The sequence below is a fragment of the Mycobacterium intracellulare ATCC 13950 genome (assembly GCF_000277125.1).
In the GTDB taxonomy this organism is placed as follows: Bacteria; Actinomycetota; Actinomycetes; order Mycobacteriales; family Mycobacteriaceae; genus Mycobacterium; species Mycobacterium intracellulare.
In genome coordinates, this window is sequence record NC_016946.1 from 1,148,452 (window position 1) to 1,174,614 (window position 26,163).

Sequence of the window (26,163 nt, forward strand, 5' to 3'; positions counted from 1 at the left end):
GTCAGTGGCGTTGGACGAATTTCACCACGGCGTCGCTGAACGCGTCGTTGTCGTCGCCGGCCGCGGTATGCCCGGCGTTGGACAGCTCGACGAACTCCGCGCGCGGCACGGTGGCCAGGAAGTGCCGAACGCCCTCGGGGCTCACCACGTCGGAGAGCTTGCCGCGGATCAGCAGGACGGGAATCCTCAGGTTCTTGGCGGCCTGCTCGAAGCTCTCGGTGCGCAGTTCGGGATCGTCGCCGGGCTTGGTCATGAACGCCGGGTCCCAGTGCCAGTACCAGCGGCCGTCGCGCAGGCGCAGGTTCTTCTTCAGCCCCTCGGGGCTGCGGGGCTTGCTGCGGTAGGGCAGGTAGGCGGCGACGGCGTCGGCCGCTTCCTCCAGCGACTCGAACCCCTCGAGGCCGCTGAACATGAAATCGCGGATGCGGGCGCTGCCGCCCTTCTCGAAGCGGGGCACCACGTCGACCAGCACCAAGCGGGTCACCTTCGCCGGGCCGGCCCGGTGCGCGGCGAGGATGCCGGTCAACCCGCCCATGCTCGCCCCGATGATCGTCACCGGCCGCCCGATCGCGTCCAGCACCCGCAGGACGTCGGTCGTCAACGTCTCGATCTCGTAGTCGGCATCGGGTGAGCGATCGCTGTCACCGTGCCCGCGGGAGTCCAGGGCCACCACATGCAAACCCTCGTCGGCCAGCCTCTGACCGGTGTTCTTCCAGGAAAACCGGTTCTGGCCGCCCCCGTGCAGCATCAGAATGCTCGGCCGGCCGGCGGCATCGGTGCCCCGATTCCATTCGTCGGCGATCAGGGTGATGCCCTTGGCGCCGGCAAACTCAACCGTCTGGGGGCTGCTGCTGACGGTGCTCATGCGTCCTGACGTTACATAGGTCGCATAAGCACTCTTGCGCGGGTCGACGGCGCGATGACTTTCCGTGTTCGCGGGGGTCTGTCTGTCGAACCCCCACGAGCGACCCAGGAGGCCATGCACATGCCATCGATCACCCCGTCGTTATGGTTCGACGACAACCTGGAGGAAGCCGCCGGCTTCTACACCTCGGTGTTCCCGAACTCCCACATCGAGGGGCTCAACCGGACCACCGACGCCGGACCGGGGAAGCCCGGCACCGTGCTGTCCGGCAGCTTCGTGCTCGACGGCGCCCGGTTCATCGGGATCAACGGCGGTCCGCACTTCCAGTTCAGCGAGGCGGTCTCCTTCACGGTCCACTGCAAGGACCAGGACGAGGTCGACTACTACTGGGACCGGTTGACCGACGGCGGCGAGGAATCGCAATGCGGCTGGCTCAAAGACCGCTTCGGCCTGAGCTGGCAAATCGTCCCCGATCGGCTCTACGAATTGATCGGCGATCCCGATCGCGCCCGGGCGGCGGCCGCCACCCAGGCGATGTACGGCATGCGCAAGATCATCATCGCCGAGCTGGAACGGGCCGCGGAGGCGTCCGGCGACCCCGCGCGGTGATGACTCACTCTGACCGCGAAACCCCCTGAGGCGGGCCATATTTGACGAATATCCCGCGCCGGTCGGTGCATCGCGGAGTCCCACGGGTTAGGTTTGTCCGTGCGGACGCGCCGAACAGGAGTGGATATGGCGGACAACGCGAGATGACCGAGCCGCGGTGGATCGACGTGCCGGGGCCGCCCGGGGATCTCAAGGCGCTGACCTGGGGACCCGCCGACGGTCCGATCGCCCTATGCCTGCACGGCTTTCCCGACACGGCCTACGGCTGGCGCAAGATGGCCCCGCTCCTCGCGGCGGCGGGCTGGCGGGTCATCGCGCCGTTCATGCGCGGATACGCGCCCTCGTCGATTCCCGAGGACGGCAGCTATCACGTCGGGGCGATCATGGACGACGCCCTGCGCGTGCGGGCGGCCGCGGGAGGAACCGACCGCGACGTGGTGATCGGTCACGACTGGGGTGCGCTGGCGGCCACCGGCCTGGCCGCGATGCCCAACAGCCCGTTCACCAAAGCCGTGATCATGTCGGTGCCGGTCTCGGCCGCGTTCCGGGGGCAGGTGAGCGAGCGGGGCCGGCTGGCCCGTCAGCTGCCGCGCCAGTTGTTGCGCAGCTGGTACATGTTTTATTTCCAATTGCCTTTGCTGCCAGAGCGTTCCGCGCGCTGGATCTTGCCGCTGCTGTGGCGGCGATGGTCGCCGGGCTATCGCGGTGCCGACGAGGATCTGCGGCACGTCGACGCCGCGATCGGCACGCCGGAAAGTTGGCGCGCGGCCCTGGGGACCTACCGAGCCACCCTGCGAAACACCAAGCCCCCGCAGCGGTACGCCGAGCTGAACGAGCGCTGGACCGAGGCGCCCATCCTGCCGAGCTTGTATCTGCACGGCCTCGACGACGGTTGCATGACTCCGGCTTTCGCGCACTGGACGGAAAAAGTGCTGCCACCCGGAAGCGACGTGGCCATCATCGATCACGCCGGGCATTTCCTGCAGCTCGAACAGCCCGAGAAGGTGGCCGAGCGGGTGCTTGCGTTCGTCGGCCCACCCGGCTGACGCGATGACTGCGCGCCGGATGGCGGCCGTCGATGCGCAGTTCTACTGGATGTCGGCGAAAATCCCCAGCGACGAGTTCCTGCTGTACGCCTTCGCCGGCGAGCCCGCCGACCTCGGCCGCGCCGTCGAACAGGTTCGCCGCCGGGCGAATGGTTGCCCCGCCCTGTCGGTGCGGGTCCGCGACCGGTCCTTACTGAGGTATCCGCAGTGGGTTCCCGCTCGGGTGGTGTCGGAGCAGATCGTGCGCCACGAGCTCGTCGAGCGCAGCTGGGGTGCGTGCCTGGAAGCGGTCGCCGGCCTCGCCGACAGCCAGCTGGACGTTCGCCGGATGCCCTGGCGGGTGCATCTGTTCACGCCGGTGGACGGCATCCCGGGCGTCGACGGCCCGGGCGCGGTCGCGGTCGTGCAGCTCGCGCATGCGCTGGCAGACGGGGGTCGCGGTGCGGCGATGGCGGCCTGGCTGTTCGGCCGGGACGTTCCGGTGCCCGAGGTGCAACGGTTGCCGGCGGGGTTCCTGCCGTGGCGGGCCGTGCAGGCGGCCCGCGCCGACCGCCGCCGGGTCCGCGATATCCGCGCGGGCGTGCTGACGCCCGGTGCCGGGCCCCGCCCGCTGTTGCCGACGAATGCCCGCCCGAACGGCGCGCGCTCGGTGCGCACGCTGGTGCGTCCCCGCGCGCAGCTTCGCGGGCCCACGGTGACCGTCGGGGCTCTCGCCGCCGTGTCGACCGCGCTGTATCGACTGCTGGGACCGGGATCCGAGACGTTAGGGGCCGAAGTCCCGATGGCCAAACCCGGTGTGCCTCATGCCAATAACCACTTCGGGAACGTGGTCGTCGGGCTGTACCCACAGCTTGATCTGGATGCGCGGCTGCGGCGGATCGCGGCCGAGTTGGCCGATGGCCGGCGCCGGTTCGAGCATCCGGCCACGCGGGCCGCGGACCGGGCCTTCGCCGCGGTGCCCGCACCGCTGTTGCGTTGGGGGATCAACCAGTTCGACCTCGACCAGCGTCCGACGCAGGTGGCCGGCAACACCGTGGTGTCCAGCGTTTACCGCGGCGCCGCCGACCTGAGTTTCGGCGGCGCCCCGGTGGTGCTGACGGCCGGATATCCGGCGCTGTCGCCGATGATGGGTCTGACGCACGGCGTGCACGGCATCGGCGACACCATCGCGATCAGCGTGCACGCGGCGGCCTCGGCCATTCCCGATATCGACGCCTACACGGCGCTGCTCGACGAGGCCCTTTAGCTATTGCGCGTCGCCGGATCTGGCCGCTTCCTCGCGGGTCAGGCCGACGGCGACGATGAGTTCTTCGTGCAGCTCGAACCACACCGTGTGGTAGGAGTCGACCAGCGGCCTGGCCAGCCAGGAGGTCTCCCCGGCCTTGATTTTGTCCAATGCCGCAGCAAGTTTCGTCGCGTAGGCGTTGAGCCGGGGCAGTTGGGCCGCGGCGGCCTCGACGATCGGCACGGCGCGGGCGTGCACGTCGTCGAGGCGGGCGAGCACGGCGGCGTCGTACTCGGCGTCGTCGTGGGTGTTGGGAACGCCGCCGGGGCCTCCCCTGAGCTGCCAATCCGTCACGAGGCGCTTGAAGTCGGCGTTGACGGCGCGAAAGTCCTTGTACGCGGCGGCCATCGCGCCCGCATCGATGCCCTCGCGCTCCTCGGCCAGCAGCGTCGCCAACCGGTCGCTGCCGGCGCGGGTTATCTGCACGGTTGCGCCCTCGGCCAGCAGGCCCGCCGCGGTCAGTTGCTCGACGATGGTAGTGATGTCGCCGGGATCGGCCCCCAATGTCGCGGCCAGATCGGTTCTGCTCACCCGGCCCTTGAGCCGGACCCCTTGCAGCACATCCAGTTCGGTCATGGCGCCGCCCTCGCGGCCAGCCGCAGCGCGGTCAGCATGACGATCAACGGGGTGGCCGAGACCACGTCGGTGTGTCCGCGGTCGATGGCGGCACGCACGGCGGCCTCGGAGTTGTCGTCCAGCCGCGGATGGTCTCCGGTGACGTGGGCGCGCAGCGGGCTGACGCGTCGCGCGATGTCGGCCAGCTCGCGCAGCTCCGGCGAATCGTCTTCCGACCACGCGGACAAGGCCAAAAGGCCTTCGCGCACTTCACCTTCGGCGCCATCGACGGTGATCTGTCTGCCTGCCAGCGACGCCGCCACGCCCTGGCCGCAGCCCACCACCGCCACCCGGCCCAATTCGCGGCTGACCACCGCCGCATGACTGGCGGCGCCACCCACCTCGGTGACGACGCCCTGCGCCGCCAGCATCCCCGACACGTCTTCGGGCCGGGTGTGATCGCGCACCAGGATCACTCGTTCGCCACGGTCGGCGGCACGCAGCGCCTCGTCGACGTCGGTGTATGCCGTGCCCGACGCCACGCCCGGGCAGGCCGGCAGCCCCTTGGCCAAAAGCGGCGCCGCCAAGCGTATTTCGGGCTGAAGCGCGGGAAGCAGTAGGGTCTGCACGTGGGCCGGGGTCACCCGCCGCAGTGTTTCCGCGTCGTCGATGAGTCCCTCGTGCCGCAGCTGCAGCGCCGTGCGCACCGCGGCCTGCGCCGACCGCTCCGCCGCCCGGGTCTGCAGCAACCACAGTTTGCCGCTTTCGACGGTGAACTCGATCTCTTGGACGTCGGCATCCAGCCGCTCGAGGGTGCCGGCGGCGGCGACCAGCTCGTCGTAGACGGCCGCCTGCTCGTCGCGCAGCGCGGTGATCGGTTGCACCTCAACCGATCCCGACACCACGTCGTCGCCCTGGCCGCCGGGGAGCCACTCGCCGAACGGCTCGTTGTCGCCGGTTATCGGATTGCGTGAAATGAATGCCCCGGCACCGGAATTGGGGCCGTAATTCCCGAACACCATGGCCTGGACGACCACGGCGGTGCCGTGCTGATCACCGAAACCGTAGTGGGTGCGGTAGGCGACCGCGCGGGGCGAGTTCCACGAGGCGAACACGGCCTCCACGCCGGCGCGCAATTGAGCGTACGGGTCGGACGGAACGTCGTGCTGCTCACCGCCGCCCACGATGCGGCGGTACATGTCGCAGAACCGCCGGCGGGTGTCGCGGGCGAACGTCGGGTCGCCCGCCGCCAACGCCTGCTCGACGTCGTCGTTGATGCCCAGGTCCAAGATGGTGTCCATCATGCCCGGCATGGACTGGGTGGCGCCCGAGCGCACGCTGACCAGCAGGGGATTCGGTCCCCGTCCGAACGTGCGCGAGGTCTGGGTCTCCAGCCAGCCCATCCGGTCGAGCACGTCGTCCCAGATGGCGTCCATCGTCGCCGCGGGGTCGGCGAGGTACCGCAGCCCCACCGCGGTGGTGATGCAGAAGGCGGGCGGCACCGGCAGCTGGTGGCGGCGCATCGTCTGGATGCCGTGGCCCTTGTTGCCCAGCAGTTCGCGCGGGTGGTTCGATGCGCCGTCCAGTAACACCACGGGATGCTCGGCACGCGTGGCCCCGCTCGACGCATGGCGGTGGGCGCCGCTACCTGATGCGGTGCGAGCCGTGGTGCACCCCCTTTGTGGACTTAGCTACCGATGCCGACGTCGGAACGCCCGCTATGTTCCCACACGTACCAGCGGATAAAGCGCCGTAGCTGCTCGGCGGCTCTTGTCTTGCCACCCGCCCCATGATCTAGGTTTACAGTTATGACTTCATATGACACGGTCCATGACGTCGGAGTACTGATCCTGCGGCTGGTGTTGGGCGTGACGTTGGCCGCGCATGGCTACAACAAGTTCTTCGGCGGCGGCCGCATCCCGGGCACCGCACGGTGGTTCGAGAGCATCGGCATGAAACCCGGAAAGTTTCACGCCACGGTGGCGGCGACCACGGAAATGGCCGCTGGCCTGGGCCTGGCGGCGGGTTTGCTCACCCCCATCCCGGCCGCGGGCTTCGTCTCGCTGATGCTGGTCGCGGCCTGGACCGTGCACCGCGCCAACGGCTTCTTCATCGTCAAGGAGGGCTGGGAATACAACCTGGTGCTCGCCGTCAGCGCGGTCGTCGTGGCCACGCTGGGCGCCGGGAAGTACAGCCTGGACTACCTGGTCTTCGGGAAGAACTGGATGGACGGCTGGCACGGCCTGCTGATCTCGGTGGTGCTCGGCCTGGCCGGTGCCATCGGCCAGCTGGTCATCTTCTATCGGCCGCCGGCCAAGCAAGCCGGCTAGCCACGGCGCCCCCCGCGCCGAACGTCGAGTTGTTGGGCCGACACGCCGGCGACGCGCGCAACTAGTCGACGCTCGAGGCCGCCACGGTCGCCGTGTCGGCCGCGGTCACCTCGGCCGCGGCGCGCTCCCCGGAGCGGATCGCGCCGTCGACCCACCCACACATGACGGCCGAGCTCTCGGTGCCGGCCCAGTGGATGCGGCCGCAGGGTTCGCGCAGGGTGTAACCGAATTCGGTCAGCACGCCGGTGGGCGCGTGGCTGATCATGCCGCCGCCGGAATAGCGCTCCACCGTCCAGTTCTGTTCGTGGAATTCGCGGTAATCGTTCGCCTTGCTCCCGAAGCGGTCGACCAGCTCGCCGATGATGACCGCTTGGCGTTCCGCCTCGCCGAGCCTGCCGAGCCGTCGCGCCGCGGGCCCCTCGCTGATGACGCACATGACCCCCGGATTGCCCGTGTCGGTGCAGGCGTCGATGGTCAGCGTCGCCGGGCATCCCGGCGCGGCCGACTGGCCGGACAGCCCGTCGGCCCGCCAGAAGGGCTCGTCATAGACGACCGAGATCTTGACGACCGCGCCGCTCGGCATGCGCTGGTGCAGAAACGCCCGATCCACCGGCAGGGCCGGTTCGTAGGCGATCGACGTGGCGATCGCCAGCGGGATCGCCACGATCACCCGCCGCGCCCGCACCGTCATGCCCTCCGCGCTGACGGTGACGCCGTCGGCGTCCTGCGCGACCTGCCGGACCGGCCGCGACAGGTGCACCGCATCACCGAGCTCGGCGGCGATCTGTCGGTAGATGGCGCCCATGCCGCCGACCGGGCGGGCGTCCTGGGAGCCGCCCTTGCCGGAAATGGCGAACGTCGGGCCGCCGGCCGATCCCGTCTGCAGCAGCGCCCACAGCAACGACGTCTCGGATCCCGCCGAGGTGTACAGGCCGGACAGGGCCATGTCCAGCATTTGCCGGGCCGCCTTGGACAGCGTGTGCTTCTCGATCCACTCGCCCAGGCTGATCCGGTCCCACGCGGCGGCTTGCGTTGCCTCCCAAGGGGCTTCGCGCGGGAGCGTTTTGCACATTCTCTCGAACGACATCAGGGCGAGGCCCAGGTTGGTGACGGCCCACGGGCTCATCGTCCAGGGGATGGTGCCGCCGTAGCGGTGCTTCTTGCCGCCGACGATCATCATCGCGTCGCCGTCGTTGTGCTGCTTGTACTCGGGCACGCCGAACTCGTTCATCAGCGCGTAGATCCGGTCCTGGCCCGGGCCGATCCACGCGCCGCCGCGGTCGATCCACGTCCCGTCCGGGCGGGTCTCGGTGAAGGTGCGCCCACCGACCCGGTCGCGCGCCTCCAGCAAGGCCACCGATCGGCCGGCCCGCTGGAGCCGCAAGGCGGCCGTCAGGCCCGCGAATCCCGCTCCGACCACGCAATAATCGACGTCGGACATGGCCGGCTCCTCACCGTAGTCCCGCCCCAGCAGCAAACTACACCGACGGCGGCGTCCGCGACAGCGAGTTCACCCGGATTTCCGAGACGACGGTGTGGTCGGCGGCTCACGGAACCACGGGCACATGCCGGTTTTCGGCGGGGCCGTTGTTACCGAACTCGCCCGGCGGCGGGGGCGAAGGCACCACCCGTGGCGACCGCTGCCGCCCACACTTGCCTTGACGAGGGAAGCAACCGCAGTTTAGGCCGATGATGCAGCCAGTGAATCCCGCACCGCCAGCACGACTTTCGGGCGAAGCCGGAAGCGGTTGTGCCGGCGCCCCGCCGAACGAAGCGGCCGTCGTGGTGATTGACGGGCCCGCCGACGTCGCGACGACGCCGTCGTCGCATCCGACCGCCGAGACAAGCAGCGCGGCACCACCGAGAATTGTGAGGGTCTTCGCGACCAAGAATGTGGACAAAATTTCTCCCTGAAATACAAGGTCCCGCGCGTACACCCGCCGATTGAGAGAGGTATGCGGTGGCGCGTGAGCAGCAGGAGTTAACGTCGATGCGTCTGAGCGGCCGTCGCGCATGGCATGACGGCCGGTCCTGGCCGATCAGCGTCTGGAGACGCAGAGCCGGGTGAAAAGATCTTGGGCGCCAAGGGAAGTGCCGGGTGTACACGGGTCGACGCCGTCGGCTCGCCAACTCGACATGGATGAAGCCGGCGACGGTGACCACGGCGGCGCCGGCGTCCAGCGCGGCGAATTCGCTTGCCGGCCATGAGGTGCGGCCGCGGTCGCGGGAGGCTTGTGGTACTCGGCGGACAAACCCTGGTCAGGAGCCGGGTGGTCGTCGTGGCCAATAGCGGCGACCACCGGATGCGGGGCCGCGGTCGCGGGAGGCTCGGACCCCGCTGACTCCGAGCGCGACGGGCCGGATCCGACGACCGCGGCTAGCAACACCACCATGGCGGCGATCGCAATGACCGGGGGCGACCGTCGCGGTCTGGTTCCGTCGTTGAACCACACAATGATTCGATTCTAGCGACGGCGCGCTGGGCGCCGCCGAAACTCTGGCCGATCTCATATGTGCCGACCGTGGCCATACAGGCGGCAGATCAGTCCGGTTCGCCGTACTCGTCGAACCAGTACGCCAGTTTGCCGCGGCGACTCACCGCGCGGAGCCTGCGCTCGGTGGGGGCGCGCGTCTTGGGTGTCGTGACGATCAGCAGCTCATCGCCGGCCTGGATGCGGGTGTGGGGCTGCGGGACGAAGGTGCGGCCCTTCCGGATGATGAGCGTGATGACGGCCGGGTCGGGTAGCCGCAACTCGAGCACCGAGACGTTGTGCAGCCGCGACGGTGGCGACACCGTCATCGTCAACAGTTCGGCCTCCAACACGTCCAGCGGCGCCGCTTCCACCTGGATCTCCCTCGTGGCTTCACGCGAGATCAGCCCGATCCTGTGCGCCAGCAGGCTCAATCCGGGGCCCTGGATCAGGGTGAACACCACGACCAAAATGAACACGATGTTGAGCAGCCGGTAGCTGTCCGCGACCCCTTCGACGATGGGAAACGTCGCCAGCACAATGGGGACCGCGCCGCGCAACCCGGCCCACGAGAGGAACACCTGCTCGCGCCAGGGCACCCGAAACGGGGCCAGGGAGATCAAGACCGAGAGCGGCCGACCGAGCAACAGCAACACCGCGCCCACGACGATCGCCGGGATCAGTTCGCTGCCCAATTGGCTCGGGCTCACCAACAGGCCGAGGAGCACGAACAGCCCGATCTGAGCCAGCCAGCCGAGCCCCTCCGCGAAGGACCGGGTCGCCGAGCGATGGGGCAACCCGGAGTTCGCCAATATCACCGCCGACAGATACGCGGCGATGAACCCGCTGGCGTGGGCGCTGGCGGCCGCGGCGAACGCCACCATGCCCAGCGCAAATGTCGCCAACGGATAGAGGCCGGAGGCCGGCAGCGCCGCCCGTCGCATCGCGAAGGCGCCCAGCACGCCGCTGAACAGGCCGACCGCGACGCCGACGACCAGCTCGTACACCACGCCAGTCGCGGCGGTTCCCGGCGCCAGCGTCATGGGGGTCGTGCTGAACATGAGCACGAGAATCGCGGCGGGCGCGTCGTTGAATCCGGACTCGGCCTCGAGAAGACCGGCGAGGCGCCTGGGCAGCGGTAGGACGCGCAGGACCGAGAACACCGCGGCGGCATCGGTGGGCGAAACGATCGCCCCGAGCAACAACGAGAGCTGCCAGTTGATGCCGAGCAGCAGGTGCGCGCCCGCGGCGGTGATCACCATGCTGATGCCCACCCCGAGGGTGGCCAGCACACCCGCGGGTGCCAGCAGCTTGCGGATGTCGGCGAACCGCGTCGTCAATCCGCCTTCGACCAGAATGACGGCCAGCGCCGTGGTGCCGAGGTCGCTGGCGAGCTGGACGTCGTTGAATTCCAGCCCCAGCCCGTCGTTGCCGAGGGCGACGCCGACCGCGAGGAACAGCAGCAGGCTGGGCAACCCCACTTTGGCGGCCGCCCGGGTGGCGACGATGCTGGCCAGCAGCACGAGGCCCCCGACCAGCAGCGTCACGTACAGCTGCTGCAAGGTCATGTTGTTCATCGCCGTTCGGTCGCGGCTCAGGCCAGCGAAGTCGGGTTGTGTGCAAGTGAATCACTAGTAACACTAATGACTAGCTGGGGTACACGCCGACCAGCCGTCAGGAGAGTGGATAGTGCGCATCGGGATCGCCGGCGCGGGCGCGGTCGGTCGTTCGGTCGCACTCGAGCTACTCGAGGCCGGTCACCGCGTCTTGCTGATCGAGCGCAACGTCGACCATTACGTACCGCAGACGGTGCCCGACGCGGAGTGGCTACTCGCCGACGCGTGTGAGCTGGCGTCGCTCCAAGAGTCGGGACTGCAGCTGTGCGATGTCGTCATCGCGGCAACCGGCGACGACAAGGTGAACCTCGCGGCGGCGTTGTTGGCCAAGGCCGAGTTCGGGGTCGCTCGAGTGGTGGCGCGCGTCAACGACTTGAGAAACGAGTGGCTGTTCACCGAGGCGTGGGGCATCGACGTGGCGGTCTCCACGCCCCGCGCCATGGTGGCCGGGGTCGAGGGGGCCATCGACGTCGGCCACCTCGTGCAACTGATGGGGCTCGCGCGCGGTCAGGTCGGCCTGTCGAAACTGACACTGCCGGTGGACAACCCGCTTGTCGGCCGCCGGATTAGTGACCTGCCGCTGCCGGATAACGCCGCGTTGATCACCGTGCTGCGCGCCGGCAGCGTCATCTTGCCGCAGCCCGACGACGTGCTCGAGGCCGGCGACGAAATGTTGTTCGTCGCAGGCAGTGCCGCCGAGAATCAGGTCCGCGCCCTCATCGTCCAGGGCGCCCCGGCCCGGGCGGCGCGCCGGCGTGAAATACCGGCCGGCCCGGTGAGAAACTTGCCCGCCTAGTTCGGGCCCAACGCGTGCCACCTACCTAGAACACGTTCTAGTCTGTGGAACCATGGGATTTCTGAAGCCCGAGCTACCGCAGCTCGACATGGCCGAATGGAACAAGGGCAGCCGCAGCGACAAGATCCGCCCGATGGCCAAGCACTGGGCCGAGGTCGGCTTCGGCACACCGGTCGCGCTGCACCTGTTCTACGTCGTCAAAATCCTGCTCTACATCCTCGGCGCGTGGGTGTTCGCCTCGGCCACCCGCGGCCTCGGCGGGTTCACACAGGTCGCGTCGTGGTGGTCGGAGCCGATCGTGTTCGAGAAGGTCGTGCTCTACACGATGCTGTTCGAGGTGATCGGATTGGGCTGTGGCTTCGGCCCGCTGAACAACCGGTTCTTCCCCCCGATGGGTTCGGTCCTGTACTGGATGCGCTTCGGCACCATCCGGCTGCCACCCTGGCCGGACCGCGTGCCACTGACCAAGGGCACCAAGCGCAAACCGATCGACGTGGCCCTGTATGCGCTGTTCCTTCTGGTGACGTTCGCGGCGCTGTTCGCCGACGGCACCGGGCCGATCCCCGAACTGGGCACGACCATCGGGCTGTTGCCCGCATGGAAGGTCGTGCTGATCCTGCTGCTGCTCGCGGTGCTCGGCCTGCGCGACAAGGTGATCTTCCTGGCCGCGCGTGGCGAGGTCTACGCGACGATGGCGGTGACGTTCCTGTTCGCCGCGCCCGACATGATCGTCGGGTCCAAGGTGGTGTTCCTGGTGATCTGGATGGGCGCCGCGACATCCAAACTCAACAAACACTTTCCGTTCGTGATCTCCACGATGATGTCGAACAATCCGCTGGTGCGGCCCCGCTGGCTGAAAAGGCGCTTCTTCGAGAAGTTCCCGGACGACCTGCGGCCGGGGTGGCTGTCGCGGTGGCTGGCGCACCTGAGCACCGCCATCGAGATGCTGGTGCCGCTGCCGCTGTTCTTCTGTCACGGCGGCTGGCCCGTCACGGTGGCCGCGGTGGTCATGGTGTGCTTCCACCTCGGCATCCTGGTCTCGATCCCGATGGGCGTGCCGCTGGAGTGGAACGTCTTCATGATCTTCGGGGTGCTGTCGCTGTTCGTCGCCCACACCCAGCTCGGTCTCGCGGATCTCAAGCACCCGGTGGTGGTGGCGATCCTGTTTGTCGTGATCGCGGGAATCGTTCTGCTGGGCAACATGTTTCCGCGCAAGATCTCGTTTCTGCCCGGGATGCGGTACTACGCGGGCAACTGGGACACCACGCTGTGGTGCATCAAGCCGTCCGCCAACGACAAGATCGGCAGGGGCATCGTGGCGATCGCCAGCATGCCGCAGGCCCAGCTGGAACGGTTCTATGGCAGCCCGGAGGCGGCGCAGATTCCGCTCTACATGGGATACGCGTTCCGCGGCTTCAACACTCACGGCCGGGCGCTGTTCACGCTGGCGCACCGCGCCATGGCCGGCCAGAACGAGGACGACTACGTCCTCACCGACGGCGAGCGGATCTGCAGCACCGCGATCGGCTGGAACTTCGGCGACGGCCACATGCACAACGAGCAGCTGATCAGCGCGCTGCAGGAGCGCTGCCACTTCGAACCGGGCGAGGTCCGCGTGGTTCTGCTTGACGCGCAACCGATTCACAAGCAAACGCAGGCGTATCGGTTGGTCGACGCCGCGACCGGTGAGTTCGAGCGCGGCATCGTCCGGGTCGCCGACATGGTCACCCGCCAGCCCTGGGCCGACGACGTTCCCGTCGAGGTGGTGTCGGGGTAGGCGCGGTTGTAACGCCACGGCGACATTTCCCGCCGGAAACCGCCGTGGCGTTACTCCCGCGATGCCTCAGACCCCCGCGCGCACTTCCTGCGCGGCGGCGACCATGTTCTTCAGCGACGCGGTCACCTCGTCGGAGTTGCGGGTCTTCAGTCCGCAGTCGGGGTTGACCCAAAGCCGTTCGGCCGGAACGGCTCGCAGCGCCGCGCGCAGCGACTCTGCCATCTCCTCGGTGCTCGGCACCCGGGGCGAGTGGATGTCGTAGACGCCCGGTCCGACGCTGTTGGAGAAGCCGATCGCGTTGAGGTCGTCGAGCACCTCCATGTGTGAGCGTGCCGCCTCGATCGACGTCACGTCGGCATCCAGATCGGCGATCGCGCCGATCACATCGCCGAATTCCGAGTAGCACAGGTGGGTGTGGATCTGCGTGGAGTCCGCGACACCCGACGTGGCCAGCCGGAAAGCCCCTACGGCCCAACGCAAGTAGTCGTCCTGGTCGGCGCGACGCAGCGGCAGCAGCTCACGCAGCGCCGGCTCGTCGACCTGGATCACCGCGATACCGGCGGACTGCAGGTCCACGGTCTCGTCGCGAATCGCGAGCGCCACCTGGTTGGCGGTGTCGGCCAGCGGCTGGTCGTCGCGCACGAACGACCACGCCAGGATCGTCACCGGACCGGTCAGCATGCCCTTCACCGGCTTGTCGGTCAGCGACTGCGCGTACTTGGCCCACTCCACCGTCATCGGGTGCTGGCGGATCACGTCGCCGTAGAGGATCGGCGGACGCACGCAGCGGCTGCCGTAGGACTGCACCCAGCCGTTCTTGGTGGCGAAAAAGCCCTCCAGCTGCTCGGCGAAGTACTGCACCATGTCGTTGCGCTCGGGCTCGCCGTGCACCAGCACGTCGATCCCGAGGTTCTCCTGCAGCTTGATGACGTCGGCGATCTCCTGCTTCATCCGCTTTTCGTACTCGGCCGCGTCGATCTCGCCGGCGACCAGCGCGGCGCGGGCCTTGCGGATCTGAACGGTCTGCGGAAACGACCCGATCGTCGTCGTCGGCAGCGGCGGCAGCTGCAGCCGCTCGTCCTGGCTGGCCCGGCGCCTCGCCGCGTCACCGCGGTGTGTGCCGGAGGCCACGATCGATTCGATGCGGGCACGGATGCGGTCGTTGTGCAGGCGCGGATCGCTCTTGCGGGAGGCCACCGCGGCGTTCGATGCCGCGATCTCCTCGGCGACCGCCTCGCGCCCCTCGCGCAGCGCGCGAGCGAGCGCCACCACCTCGCCGACCTTCTCCTGTCCGAAGGCCAGCCAGCTGCGCAGCGCCTCGTCGAGTCCGGTCTCCGGCTCCAACGAATACGGGACGTGCAGCGTCGAGCAGGATGTCGAGACGGCAACCGCGGCAGCCGAACCCAGCAGGCTCGCCAGCTTGTCCAGCGCCGCCTGCAGGTCGGTGCGCCAGATGTTGCGTCCGTCGACGACGCCGGCCACCAGTACCTTGTCGGCTAGTTCGGGGACCGCGGCGATGGCCGTGTCGGGACCGTAGACCAGGTCGACGCCGATGGCCTCGACGGGCGTGCGGGCCAGACCGGCTAACGCCGCGCCGGGGTCACCGAAGTAGGTGGCGACGTAGATCGACGGCCGGTTGCTCACCGCGCCGAGCTTGTTGTAGACGGCCTCGGCCAACGCGGGCGCGTCGGGGGAGGCGTCGGTCACCAGCGCCGGCTCGTCGAGCTGCACCCACTGCGCGCCGTTGTCGGCGAGCAGCGACAGCAGCTCGGAATAGATCGGCACCAGTTCCTCGAGTCGTTCGATGGGTGCGCCCGCGCCGTCGACGCCCTTGCTGAGCAGCAGGAAGGTGATCGGCCCGATGACGACCGGCCGCGCGGGAATGCCCTGTGCCAGTGCCTCTTTCAGCTCCGAGAGCACCTTGTCGGGGTTCAGCGCGAACTTCGTGGTGGGGGCGATCTCGGGAACGATGTAGTGGTAGTTGGTGTCGAACCACTTGGTCATCTCCAGCGGCGCGACGTCGGAATTGCCGCGCGCGGCAGCGAAGTAGCGGTCGAGGTCGTCGGAGACCTGCGTGGCACGGGCCGGCAGCGCGTCGAGCATCACCGCGGTGTCCAGCATCTGGTCGTAGTAGGAGAAGGTGTTCACGGGCACCGAGTCGAGGCCCGCGGCCGCCAGGCCCGCCCAGGTGTCGCGGCGCAGTGTCGCGGCGACGGATTCCAGTTCCGATCTGCTGGTGCGGCCGGCCCAGTAGCCCTCGGTGGCGCGCTTGAGTTCGCGTTTCGGGCCGATGCGCGGCGAGCCGGTAACCGTGGCGGTGAATGGTTGAGTGGTCACGTTTTTCGTCCTTTTATCAACGGTCTGGTCACCGCCGGCAGACGCGAGGCCGAACCGTCTCGCGGTGCGTGCCCGATTTTCTTTCAGGCACTTACCACTAACGGTTACGGTCAAACGCCCATTCCACGAGGCGATGAGCCCGCCGGACGCGGCGCGTCCGGCACAGCTGGCAGGTCTTCGGACTCGCAGGCGCGCACCAGGTGGTGCTCACGCCCGGCCGACGATGCGGCCCGGAAGGGCCGCTGAGGAGCCGGGCAGTTCCTAATGGCCGTCGCTTCCCAGTCTTTTCGCCAGACCAGTGCTCGTGACGGCGGTCGTTCCTGCATACCGCTGCGGGACAGTCCCGGACTCCCACCGGGTTCCCTCTTGCGAAGCATGTCTAACATGTCTCGCTCGATGCCGACGCCGCGTTGTGCGGTGACGGCAGACCAGCTGCGTAGCGCAGCTTACTCCGCTGGTGACGGGGTCAGCGAGCCAGTGCCTGGGCGATCGGGACGTCGCCGTTGTTGAACTCGATGGTGCGGCCGATCGTGGAGTCGTCCGCCAGCGCGGCGGCGGCGACGTGCGCGACGTCGGCGCGCGAAACCGAGCCCTTGCCCTCGCCCAGCGCGATGCGCCCGGTCGCCGGCTCGAGGGTGAGCCGACCCGGGCCCAGCACCGTCCAGTCCAAGTCGCTGGCGCGCAGGTGGGCGTCCGCGGCCGCCTTGGCCTCCGCGTAGGCGAAGAACGGGTCGTCTTGCGGCACACCATGATCCGGGCCCGCGCCGAAGTAGGACACCATCACGAACCGCGTGACGCCCGCCTGGGCCGCGGCATCGATCACCCGGATGGCCGCGTCGCGGTCGACGGCATAGGTCCGTGCCGGGTTCCCGCCGCCGGCCCCGGCGGAGAACACGACCGCGTCATGCCCGGCCAGCAGGCCGGCCAGGGCGTCGGTGTCGAGCCGCTCGATGTCGGCCGTCACCGGTTCGGCGCCGGTGGCGGCGACATCGCCGGCGTGGTCCGGGTTGCGGAAGACCGAGCTCACGTCGTCGCCGCGTTCGGTCAGGATCCGGGCCAGTTGCAGGGCGACCTTGCCGTGGCCGCCGATGAGGGCGATGCGAGCCATGCCCCCACGCTACTTCCCGCCAAACTGCAACTCCCGACGCGAACGCCGGGTAGAGCGGTAGGCGGTTACAGTCTCGCGGGAGAAAGGTTAGAGCTTCACCTTGCCCATGATGATGTCGATGATCGGCTTGCCCGGCGCGTAGGCACCGGTCATCGAGGCCATGGTGTGGCCCGAGTCCACCAGCAGGGTGATCCCGCTGACGCCGCAGGCCGCCTCGCTGTTGAGGAAGGCCATCACGTCGCCCATCTGCTCGGGCGTGTGCACCTTGGAGCCGGTCTCGTCGCGGTAGTCCTGGGCGAAGGACAGCCACAGGTCGGCGTTGGCCTGGGCCAGCGGGGTGTCGGTCGGGCCGGGGCAGATCGCGTTGATGCGAATGCCCTTCTTCGCCAACGGGTAGCCCTGGGTCGCCACGTAGGTGTTGATCACCTTTTTGCTGGTGCCGTAGTGGTTGATCCCTTCGGCCTCGTGCGCCTGGCACCACGCCTCCGCCGCCGCGAAGTCCGGGGTGGCCAAAAATTCCAGCATCAGGTCCAGGTCGTTCTCCCAGCCCATGCCCGCGACCGAGGAGATGAAGCAGATGGCCGAGCCGTTGGGCAGTTGGTCCTTTTCCAGCAGGCGGTCGATCAGGTGGCGGTGGCCGATGAAGTTGATCTTCATCAGGTCGATCGTTCCGTCGGCGACGCCGGCGGCGGAGAACACCGCGTGGATGGGGCCGTCGACCTGCTCGAGGGCGGAATCGATGGACGCGGGGTCGCGCAGGTCCACCTGGACGGACTGGGCGACCTTGTAGTCCACCGGCGCGTAGTCCATCACGATCACTTCGGCCCCCAGTTCGGCCGCTGACTTGGCCGCGGCGGCGCCCATGCCAGTCGCGCCGCCGACCACCAGAGCGCGCTTGCCGTCGTAGCGCAACCGATCGACAATGGTCATGGAAATCCCCTTCTCGGATAATGCCAACGCGGTTCTAACTGCTCAACTGTATGGGTAACAGTTATTTGGTTCAATACCGGGGCGGGTTATTGCGGTTTACTTGCCGCGCACGGCGACGCCGCGCAGCACGGTGTCGCGGGCGTGTACCAGTCCCGCGCGTTTGCCGACGTCTCGGAGGATGTTCTCCGGTATCCACTGCAGGCCGACCACGCAGCGTGCCAACATCGCGGTGGACGGCGCGTCGACGCCGATCTCCCCGGACCGGATCCCCTCGGAAAGCAGCGTTTTCATTTGCCGCAGCCGCGTGGCGTACAGCCAGCCCGGGTTGGGCGTGTCCGGGGGCGATTGACGCATCCAGGCGAGTTGGATCCTGAACTCGTCGGAAAACCGGTCGAGCGCGTTGACATTGACCCAACTCAGCGCGTCCAGCTTTTCGATCGGGGTGGCATCCGAGCGCAGGACGTTGACCCAGCCCGCCTCCACCTTCTTGCCGAAGGACTCCATGATCGAGGCGAGCAGCTCGTCCTTGGATCCGATCACCCGGTACACGGTCCCGGTGCCAAGCCCGGCGGCCGACGCGATGTCCCTGATGGTGGTGACCTCATAACCCCTGCGTCCGAATTCCGTTCGCGCCACCGCGCGCACGAGTGCCGCCTTGTCGCTGGGGTCGGCGTCGCTGTCGTCGGACCAGGTGGCGATGACGTCGTCGGCGGCGGCGAAGGCCTTCGAGCGGTCCAGCGCGGCGTCGGTCGGCGAGCGAGTTGCCAACCCTTGCAGGATGATTCGGCACAGCAGGCCGGCCACCTGATCCCCGGGAGATTTGTGGCGCATGACGTCGAGGCCGACCTGCAGCATGGTTTGGCAGATGCGGTCGGCCAGTGTGGGCAGGTCGATGTCGGGTTTGATGTAACCACTCCACCGGCCGGCGCGCAGCGTTTGCAGCATCGCCTCCTGAATCGCGACCGGCCGCTGCTGCGTCAGCTTGATCAGCTCCGGATCCGTGCTCGGCCCCTCGTAGAAGGACATCTGCAGGGCGGCGCGGTGTTCGACGGCGCAGTTGGCGATCGCCGCCCCGAGCTCGATGATCTGTTCGGCGACCGGACGGGAGTCCGGTTCGTCCAGCTTCGCCTGCGCGGACCGGCCGATCCGTTCCAGATCGTCTTGGTAGCGCCGGATCAGCTCGACGAGGATCGCCTCTTTGGACTCGAAGTGGTGATACAGGCTGCCGGGAAGAATGCCTGCGGCATCGGCGATTTCCTGTAGCGAGGTCCGCAATCCGGAGGACGCGATCAGTGATGCCGCCGTGGCAAGGATCTCGGCGCGGCGCGTGGGGGAGTCGGTGATTCCGCCGGACCGCAGTGACTCGGCTTTCGCCATGATCAGCGGTGTGGGAATCCGGACGAGTGCGGGGTGGCGAGCATGCGCATTCGTCCTCTCGTGCCGAACCAAATCTTTGTTAGAGGCTATCAGACCCGGACCCGATGAATGCGCTGCACAAGCGGCGAAAACCCCATTCTAGAGCGCCGGGCCATCCCAGCGGTCGCGCGCGACCACGTCCTCGACCGGGCGCCGCGGGGCCGGCCGGAAGGTGCGGCCCGCGCGTAGGCGGCCCACCGGCAGCAGGCAGCCCTGAACGTAGGTTTGCGGAATCCCGAGCAACTTTCGGACTTCTTCCTCGTGGTGCAGGTGCAGCGTCGTGATGCAGGTCCCGTATCCGCGGGTGTGCAGGGCCAGCTGAAAATTCCACACCGGCGGGAAGATCGAACCGTACAGCGTTGCCAGGTGGAACGATTCGTCACCGTCGATGCGGGGCAAGTAGGCCTCATAGCAAGGGATCACCAGCAGCGGCACGCGCGCCATGTTCTCGACCAGCCACTCGGTGGACGACATGACCCGGCTCTCGGGTGTTCCCGCCGGCATCAGATCGGCAAGCAGCTGCCCGCCGACCCGCCGCAGGTAGGCCTCGCGATACAGCTCGGCGATCTTGGCGCGCAGCGCCGGATCGGCGATCACGAGCCAGCGCCACGACTGCGCGTTGGACCCGTTCGCGGCCTGCAGGCCGATCCGCAGGCACTCGCGGATGTCGCCGAGATCGACGTCGGCCTCCAGGTCGAGCGACTTTCGCGCCGACGGGGTTGCGGTGAGCAGATAGTCGATCTCCATCAGTGACAGCCTCTCTTCGCAAGGCGCGCACCGATTTCGGTGAGGTACCGGTCGGGCCCGCCGAGAAACGCGCTCCAGCCCAGCAAGCGCTTGAGATAGAGGTGAGCGTCGTGTTCCCAGGTGTAGCCGATCCCGCCGAACACCTGGATGGCGGTGTCGGCCACGGTCGCCAGCCGTCCGGCGAACGCCTTGGCCCGCAGCGCGGCAACATGCCGCTCGCCGCCGGATTGCCCGTCGGCGCCGGGGTGCGCGTCGCTGGCCCACAGGGCGTGGATCACCCCGCTGCGGGCCAGCTCGACGGTCTCGTACATGTCGACGCACAGATGCTGGATCGCCTGGAACGAGCCGATCGGCTGACCGAATTGCGTTCGGGCTTTGGCGTATCCGACGGCGAGGTCCATGACTGCGCGCGCGGCGCCGAGCGCGTCGGCGGCGGACGCGATCAGCACGTCGTCGATCACCGCGGCGATCTGGTGCGCAGACACCGGGGCCAGGCGCCGGGCGGGGGCGGCGTCGAACGAGACGCGAAACTGCTTGCGGGTCGGGTCGATGCCGGGCTGGGCCGCAATTGACACCCCGGGCGAGCCGTTTCGCACCGCGAAAAGCCCGGTGTCGCCGGCATCGTCGGCGAGCACGAGCAGCTCGTCGGCGGCGGCGGCATCGGGTACGCCGATGGCCTCGCCGCGGAGCGTTATGCCGTCGTCGCGGCGGCTGGCGGTGACGGACGCGTTGCCGAGGTCCAGGAAGCAGACGGCGGCGATCGTGGTGCCGTCCGCGATCCCGCGCAGCAGCTCTGCGGCGGTATCGTTGGCGCCCAACAGGTTCAGCGCCTGTGGGGCGGCCACCGCGGTCGACAACCACGGTCCCGGATGCAGTGCGGCCCCCAGCTCTTCGGCGACGATGCCGGCCTCGACCATCGTCATGCCGGAGCCGCCGCAGTCCTCCGGCACCAGCAGACCGGTGACGCCGAGACCGGCCAGGCCCCGCCACACCGACTCATCGGTGCCGGTCGGGTCGTCGAGTAGCGGGCGCACGTGGTCGGAGACGGAGGCCTTTTCGGCGAGGAAGCGCCGCGTGGTGTCGCGCAGCGCTGCCTGCTCGTCGCTGAGTTCGAGGTTCATTTTCGCGGCAGCCCCAGTACCCGTTGGGCGGTGATGTTCTTGTTGATCTGGCTGGTGCCGCCCGCGATGGTCAGCGCGCGCGACGTCAGGCGGTAGTCCGCCCACGGGGCACCGGTGTCGCGGCCGCCCAGCGCGTCAAAGGCCAGGGCGGCCAGGTCCTGCCCGATCTCGCCCCACACGGTCTTGGCGAGGCTGGCCGACCCCAATGCATCACCGCCGTGCATCGTGGCCGAGATCGATCGTTGACACAGGACTTCGAGATACTTGATGCGGACGGCGATTTCGCCGAGGCGCCGCAGCGTGACCGGGTCGTCCAGCGCGCCGGTGTCCGCCGCGGCGAGATCGTCCACCAGCTCTTCGAGCCGCACCTGCATCTCGGCGTACAACCGGGCGGCCCCGGCACGCTCGTGGCTGAGCGTGGTGGTGGCCACCTGCCAGCCGGCATTGAGTGGCCCGAGCAAGGCGTCCGCCGGCACCCGCACGTCGTGAAAGAACACCTCGGCGAAGTCGGCGTCGCCGTTGAGCGTGACCAGCGGGCGTGCCTCGATGCCGGGCAGGGTCATGTCGACGATCAGACAGGAGATCCCCTTGTGCTTGGGAGCGTCGGGATCGGTGCGCACGTAGAGCTGGCACCAGTCGGCCCGATGTCCCAGCGACGTCCAGATCTTTTGGCCGTTGACGATGAAGTCGTCGCCGTCACGCACGGCGCGGGTGCGCAACGCCGCGAGGTCCGAGCCCGCCTCGGGTTCCGACATGCCCTGACACCAGATGTCGTCGGCGCGCATCATGCGCGGGAGCAGGGTGCGCTTCTGGGACTCGGTGCCGTATTGCATGATCGCCGGCGCGATGTTGTTCAGCCCAATGACGTTGAGCGGCACGGGCGCTCGGGCGCGGGTGGTTTCCTCGGTGTAGACCAGTTGCTCGAGCACCGACGCGCCGCGCCCGCCGTACTCACGCGGCCACGACACCGCGGCCCATCCCGCGTCGGCCATCGTCGCGTTCCACACGCGCAGCTTCTCGAACGCGGCGTCGTTGCGCCCGGTGGGCCGGCGGGCGGCCACCAGCTCGTCGGTCAGGTTTTCCGAAAGCCACTCACGCAGCTCGGTGCGGAACTGTTCCACTTCCGCCGGGTATGAGAAGTCCACTTTCCCGGACTTTACGGTTGGGCACATAGGGGGTCAATGACGCGACGCCAGAAGCGGACGATCACGGGGCGTGCGCGGCCCCGACCGCGCGCGCAGCGCTGCGCGCGGTCGTAGATCGCCGTGCGATCGACCGGGCGCCGGACCTGCTCGCGCAGTTGGTCATCCACGGTCAGCTCCCGTGGTGTTGGGGTGCGGGGAATTCGATGTCGGTCCCGCCCGGCATCGGGCTGACACCGCGCCGCGCGCACACTTCGAGCACCTCGTCGACGATCGACGCGGGGATGATGAACTTCTCCGTCGACGACATCTGCTCGAGGTGTGCTTCGATGTCCTCGGCGGTGGGCCGGCTGCCCGCGTCGGAGAGCCATCCTTGGGTGAGGCCCACGAACACCCGCGCGTAGCGGCCGGCGGATGCCGAATAGTTGCGATGGCTGAACGTGCAGGCCCTGCTGGCGAGAAAAATCACCAACGGCACGACGAGTTCGGGCCTGATGGCCTGCATGAACCCGGATTCGGCGAGGAACTTCTCGTCACCGACGGTTTCGGTGACCATGCGCGAGAAGCCGGTCGGCAGCACGGAATTGGCGAGTATCCCGTGTGCCTCGCCTTCGATCGCGATGACGTTCGTCAACCCGACCAGGCCGGCCTTGGCTGCGGCGTAGTGCGCCTCCATCGGCTGACCGAAGATCCCGGCGGATGACGAGATGAACACGAATCGGCCGCCGCCGTTCTTCTTCATCACGCGGTACGCGGGCTGCGACAGGTGAAAGCCGCCGTCGAGATGCACCCGCAGCATGCGCGCCCAGTCGTCGTGCGAGAGGTCCTCGAAGGGTGCACTGCCGAAGATGCCGGCGTTGCTGATCACCGCGTCCAGGCGCCCGTACGTGTCGACCGCGGTGTCGACGATCGCCTGACCACCGGCGGGGGTGTCGACCGAGTCGTAGGAAGCGATCGCGGTGCCGCCGGCCTTCGTGATCTCGTCGACCACGTCGTCGGCCACGCGGGCGTCGGCGGCTTCGTTTGGTAGGCCCCGCATTCCGCCGCCCAGGTCGTTGACCACCACTGTGGCGCCGCGGCGGGCCAGGTCGAGCGCGTACAGCCGACCGAGCCCGCGGCCGGCGCCGGTCACCACCGCCACCTGGCCGGTGAAGTCAATCATGATGTGCTCCCGACTAACTCGTGTCCACCCGCGGTGGGGCGCCGGCCCGTTGGGACAGACCAACCCGGGCGATTGACTGCGCTCACGGCGGACTTTACGGTGGAACAGATATTTGGTCAACGACTGGTTCGGAGGTCCGGGGTGGCGGACGACGCGCGTGGCGACCGGGTGCGGGGGCTCGCGATGCTGGCCTCGGCGCTGGCGGGCCGCGCGGTGGCCGTCGCCGAACTGCAGCCGGGTGAACCGCCGTGGACGGACGGCCAGACGATCTACGTCGACCCGGTCGCGCCAGACCGCGCTCGGCTCGCATCGGTTGCGGTGCAGGCCTCGCTGATCGCGGCCGGCAGTCTGGATCCCGCCATTGTGCGTGCCCTGGTACGCCACCCGCGGCTGGCCAGACGCTATCTGGCGGTGGAGGGTCATCGCGCACTGGTGAGTAACGCCGACGTGCTGCCGGGCATCCTTGCGTCGGTCGGTGATCGCGGCGTCGCCGGCCGCAGTGACTCGCCTGCGGCGTCGCTGCGCATCGCCTCCGGCCGGGGCGCCGTCGAGGTCCCGCGGCCGGAATTCGGCGTGATCCGTGCGGCAAAGGTGGTGACGGCGGCCTCCCGCTTGGCACCGCAACGGAATCAGGCTGAATCCCAACACGTTCCGCGAAATTCGAGCGAGCAGAAGCGGGAACTCGAGGAGCTCGACGACGGTGACGTCGACGATTCCGACGACCCGGACTTGTTCACCAGCCCGGTGGGCGGGGGCGGCTTCATCGGCAAATGGCTGAAAAAGATGCTGTCGTCCGCGCGCAAGACCGGGAGCGGCGGGGGTCCGCCCGGCGCGGACGGCTTCACGCATCGCACCAACTCCACCAAGCGCGGCGCCTACGCCGTGGCGTCGCTGGCGTCGGCGCCCGGGGACGAGGGGAACGAGCAGGACCCCATCGCGGACGGCGTGCGGTATCCGGAATGGGATGTGGCGCGCAAGAGCTACCGGCCCGCATGGTGCACCGTGCGCGAGATCCAACCCGAGATCAAGGCCACCGCGACACAGGCCATCGACGACGCCATCGGTGTGCGCCGGCCACTTTCGCGGCTCGGCATGGGGTTGCACCGCCGGCACCGGCAGTCGCAAGGCGACGACATCGACATCGATGCCGCCGTCGAAGCCCGGGTCGAAGTGCGGGCCGGCGCGGTGCCCGACGAGGCGGTGTACCTCGACAGCCTGCGGCGCCGGCGCGACCTGTCGGTGTTGCTGCTGCTCGACGTGTCGGGGTCGGCGGGCGAACCGGGAACGGTCGGGCGGACGGTCCACGAGCAACAGCGCGCCGCGGTCGCCAACCTCACCGTGGCCCTGCACGACCTGGGCGACCGCGTCTCGCTCTACGCCTACTACTCGCAGGGCCGGCGCGCGGTGAGCATGGTGCCCGTGAAGCGCTTCGACGACCAGCTGAACGCCCTGGTCATCCGGCGGCTCAACAGCCTGGAACCCGGCGCGTACTCGCGGCTCGGCGCGGCGATCCGGCACGGTTCGGCGGTCCTGGAGGCGCGCGGCGGAACGTCGCGGCGGCTGCTGGTGGTGCTGTCCGACGGGCTCGCCTACGACCACGGATACGAGCGCGCCTACGGTGCCGCCGACGCGCGCCGCGCCCTGACCGAGGCCCGCCGGCGGGGGACCGGCTGTGTGTGCCTGACCGTCGGCGCGGGCACCGACGTGCAATCGCTGCGCAGGGTGTTCGGCAGCGCCGCGCACGCGACGATCGCACGCCCCGATCAGCTGGCCGGCGTCGTCGGCCCGCTGTTTCGGTCTGCGCTGCGCTCGGCGGAGGTTCGCCGCAGGGTGTCGGTGATGTCAAGTCCCAGAACACAGTTGGCGCGCCAACTCACCGGCCCCGCACGTTACGACGCTTGAAAACAAACATCTGTTCCGGTTAGGCTCCAATCGCCGGACGATCTGAAGGGAAGCTATGGCCAACGAGTCCGGGCTTGCGTACTTCGACCGCGGTAAGTCCGAGGGGGACGAAAAGGGAGAAGTGCGGCCCTATTACCAGGCGGTCGGTAGCGAAGAGACCGTCTTCAAGGCGGCGTACCGCCAGGGCCTGTCGCTGGTCCTCAAGGGTCCGACGGGCTGCGGAAAGACCCGATTCGTCGAGGCGATGGCCTACGACCTGGGCCGGCCGCTGATCACCGTCGCCTGTCATGACGACCTGACGACCGCGGACCTGGTCGGCCGCTATCTGCTGCGCGGTGACGAGACCGTCTGGGTGGACGGCCCGCTGACCCGGGCCGTGCGCGAGGGTGCGATCTGCTACCTCGACGAAGTGGTCGAAGCCCGGCAGGACACCACCGTGGTCCTGCATCCGCTCGCCGACCACCGCCGTCAGCTGCCCATCGAGCGGCTCGGTGTCACGCTGGACGCCGCCCCCGGATTCGGCCTGGTGGTGTCGTACAACCCGGGGTATCAGAGCGTGCTCAAGGACCTCAAGGATTCGACCCGGCAGCGCATGGTCGCGATCGAATTCGACTTCCCCGCAGCCGATGTCGAAGAGGGAATCGTCGCGCACGAGGCCGGGGTGGACGCCGCCGTCGCGGCCGAGTTGGTCCGTTTCGGCCAGGCGATCCGCCGGCTGGAGACCGGTGGGCTGCGTGAGGTCGCGTCGACGCGCGTGCTGATCGCGGCGGGCAGGCTGGTGGCCGAGGGGCTGAGCATGAAAGAGGCCGCCCGGGCCGCCATCGCGGGGCCGCTCACCGACGATGTGGCGGTGGGCAGGGCCCTGGGCGAGATGATCGAGATCTATCTGTGCGGGCCCGACGGGCGCGGTCATTGACGCTGCATACCGGCCCGGCTAGGGTCTGAACA

At 68.6% G+C, this 26,163-nt stretch carries 21 protein-coding genes and 1 riboswitch; of the genes, 8 read left to right on the top strand and 13 right to left on the bottom strand.

Annotation, left to right across the window (positions count from 1 at the left end):
- Position 1: 1 nt before the first annotated feature.
- Positions 2 to 865 (bottom strand): alpha/beta fold hydrolase, encoded by an 864-nt coding sequence (locus tag OCU_RS30670; RefSeq protein WP_008254400.1) that lies wholly within the window; start codon positions 863 to 865, stop codon positions 2 to 4.
- Between the two features lie 120 nt (positions 866 to 985).
- Here OCU_RS30670 and OCU_RS30675 point away from each other — a divergent pair, with 120 nt between their 5' ends.
- From OCU_RS30675 to OCU_RS30685, 3 genes are all read left to right on the top strand, one after another.
- A complete protein-coding gene (locus tag OCU_RS30675; protein WP_029384428.1) occupies positions 986 to 1,474 on the top strand; it encodes a VOC family protein in 489 nt (162 codons plus the stop codon).
- A gap of 143 nt (positions 1,475 to 1,617) precedes the next feature.
- Complete coding sequence (locus OCU_RS30680; RefSeq protein WP_008254405.1) at positions 1,618 to 2,520, top strand: alpha/beta fold hydrolase; 903 nt, start codon at positions 1,618 to 1,620, stop codon at positions 2,518 to 2,520.
- A gap of 4 nt (positions 2,521 to 2,524) precedes the next feature.
- Complete coding sequence (locus OCU_RS30685; RefSeq protein ID WP_036458326.1) at positions 2,525 to 3,766, top strand: WS/DGAT domain-containing protein; 1,242 nt, start codon at positions 2,525 to 2,527, stop codon at positions 3,764 to 3,766.
- Here OCU_RS30685 and OCU_RS30690 read toward each other — a convergent pair whose 3' ends face one another.
- Entirely contained in the window at positions 3,767 to 4,381 is a 615-nt protein-coding gene (locus OCU_RS30690; RefSeq protein WP_009957540.1) for a hypothetical protein, read from the bottom strand.
- Positions 4,378 to 5,955: a pyruvate, phosphate dikinase gene (locus OCU_RS30695; protein ID WP_014379393.1), complete on the bottom strand. Its 1,578-nt coding sequence runs from the start codon at positions 5,953 to 5,955 to the stop codon at positions 4,378 to 4,380. The genes OCU_RS30690 and OCU_RS30695 overlap by 4 nt, the downstream gene beginning before the upstream one ends.
- Positions 5,956 to 6,168: 213 nt before the next feature.
- On the opposite strand from OCU_RS30695, the gene OCU_RS30700 reads away from it, so the two are divergent.
- Complete coding sequence (locus OCU_RS30700; RefSeq protein ID WP_009957543.1) at positions 6,169 to 6,690, top strand: DoxX family protein; 522 nt, start codon at positions 6,169 to 6,171, stop codon at positions 6,688 to 6,690.
- Between the two features lie 61 nt (positions 6,691 to 6,751).
- On the opposite strand, the gene OCU_RS30705 is transcribed toward OCU_RS30700, so the two are convergent.
- The gene (locus OCU_RS30705; RefSeq protein ID WP_014379394.1) at positions 6,752 to 8,131 is read right to left on the bottom strand and encodes a flavin monoamine oxidase family protein; all 1,380 of its coding nucleotides are present in this window, start codon (positions 8,129 to 8,131) and stop codon (positions 6,752 to 6,754) included.
- Between the two features lie 1,101 nt (positions 8,132 to 9,232).
- The gene (locus OCU_RS30710; RefSeq protein WP_026071435.1) at positions 9,233 to 10,729 is read right to left on the bottom strand and encodes a potassium/proton antiporter; all 1,497 of its coding nucleotides are present in this window, start codon (positions 10,727 to 10,729) and stop codon (positions 9,233 to 9,235) included.
- Between the two features lie 121 nt (positions 10,730 to 10,850).
- Here OCU_RS30710 and OCU_RS30715 point away from each other — a divergent pair, with 121 nt between their 5' ends.
- Both OCU_RS30715 and OCU_RS30720 read left to right on the top strand, forming a co-directional pair.
- The gene (locus OCU_RS30715) at positions 10,851 to 11,573 is read left to right on the top strand and encodes a potassium channel family protein (protein ID WP_009957546.1); all 723 of its coding nucleotides are present in this window, start codon (positions 10,851 to 10,853) and stop codon (positions 11,571 to 11,573) included.
- A gap of 52 nt (positions 11,574 to 11,625) precedes the next feature.
- Positions 11,626 to 13,350, top strand: a complete 1,725-nt coding sequence (locus OCU_RS30720) for a DUF3556 domain-containing protein (RefSeq protein ID WP_014379396.1) — start codon at positions 11,626 to 11,628, stop codon at positions 13,348 to 13,350.
- 66 nt (positions 13,351 to 13,416) lie between these two features.
- Here the strand turns inward: OCU_RS30720 and metE are convergent, their stop codons facing one another.
- The 8 genes from metE to OCU_RS30760 form a co-directional block, all read right to left on the bottom strand.
- On the bottom strand, positions 13,417 to 15,687 hold the full coding sequence (gene metE / locus OCU_RS30725; protein ID WP_009957549.1) for a 5-methyltetrahydropteroyltriglutamate--homocysteine S-methyltransferase: 2,271 nt from the start codon (positions 15,685 to 15,687) through the stop codon (positions 13,417 to 13,419).
- Between the two features lie 169 nt (positions 15,688 to 15,856).
- Positions 15,857 to 16,080: riboswitch (cobalamin riboswitch) on the bottom strand.
- 73 nt (positions 16,081 to 16,153) lie between these two features.
- Positions 16,154 to 16,795, bottom strand: a complete 642-nt coding sequence (locus tag OCU_RS30730) for an SDR family oxidoreductase (RefSeq protein WP_009957550.1) — start codon at positions 16,793 to 16,795, stop codon at positions 16,154 to 16,156.
- Positions 16,796 to 16,882: 87 nt separating this feature from the next.
- Positions 16,883 to 17,725: an SDR family oxidoreductase gene (locus OCU_RS30735; RefSeq protein ID WP_008254428.1), complete on the bottom strand. Its 843-nt coding sequence runs from the start codon at positions 17,723 to 17,725 to the stop codon at positions 16,883 to 16,885.
- A 96-nt stretch (positions 17,726 to 17,821) separates the two neighbouring features.
- Positions 17,822 to 19,102 (bottom strand): TetR/AcrR family transcriptional regulator, encoded by a 1,281-nt coding sequence (locus tag OCU_RS30740; protein ID WP_009957551.1) that lies wholly within the window; start codon positions 19,100 to 19,102, stop codon positions 17,822 to 17,824.
- A gap of 138 nt (positions 19,103 to 19,240) precedes the next feature.
- Positions 19,241 to 19,888, bottom strand: coding sequence for a nitroreductase family protein (locus OCU_RS30745; RefSeq protein WP_009957552.1), 648 nt, complete (start codon positions 19,886 to 19,888; stop codon positions 19,241 to 19,243).
- The gene (locus tag OCU_RS30750; RefSeq protein WP_009957554.1) at positions 19,888 to 21,009 is read right to left on the bottom strand and encodes an acyl-CoA dehydrogenase family protein; all 1,122 of its coding nucleotides are present in this window, start codon (positions 21,007 to 21,009) and stop codon (positions 19,888 to 19,890) included. The genes OCU_RS30745 and OCU_RS30750 overlap by 1 nt, the downstream gene beginning before the upstream one ends.
- On the bottom strand, positions 21,006 to 22,181 hold the full coding sequence (locus OCU_RS30755; protein ID WP_179293418.1) for an acyl-CoA dehydrogenase family protein: 1,176 nt from the start codon (positions 22,179 to 22,181) through the stop codon (positions 21,006 to 21,008). Before OCU_RS30755 ends, OCU_RS30750 begins: the two co-directional genes overlap by 4 nt.
- Positions 22,182 to 22,323: 142 nt before the next feature.
- The gene (locus tag OCU_RS30760) at positions 22,324 to 23,313 is read right to left on the bottom strand and encodes an SDR family NAD(P)-dependent oxidoreductase (RefSeq protein WP_009957558.1); all 990 of its coding nucleotides are present in this window, start codon (positions 23,311 to 23,313) and stop codon (positions 22,324 to 22,326) included.
- 141 nt (positions 23,314 to 23,454) lie between these two features.
- Here OCU_RS30760 and OCU_RS30765 point away from each other — a divergent pair, with 141 nt between their 5' ends.
- Positions 23,455 to 25,215 carry a nitric oxide reductase activation protein NorD gene (locus OCU_RS30765; protein WP_014381984.1) on the top strand — a complete coding sequence of 587 codons (1,761 nt, stop codon included), beginning with the start codon at positions 23,455 to 23,457 and terminating at the stop codon, positions 25,213 to 25,215.
- 55 nt (positions 25,216 to 25,270) lie between these two features.
- Positions 25,271 to 26,131 carry a CbbQ/NirQ/NorQ/GpvN family protein gene (locus OCU_RS30770; protein ID WP_014379398.1) on the top strand — a complete coding sequence of 287 codons (861 nt, stop codon included), beginning with the start codon at positions 25,271 to 25,273 and terminating at the stop codon, positions 26,129 to 26,131.
- Positions 26,132 to 26,163: the final 32 nt, after the last annotated feature.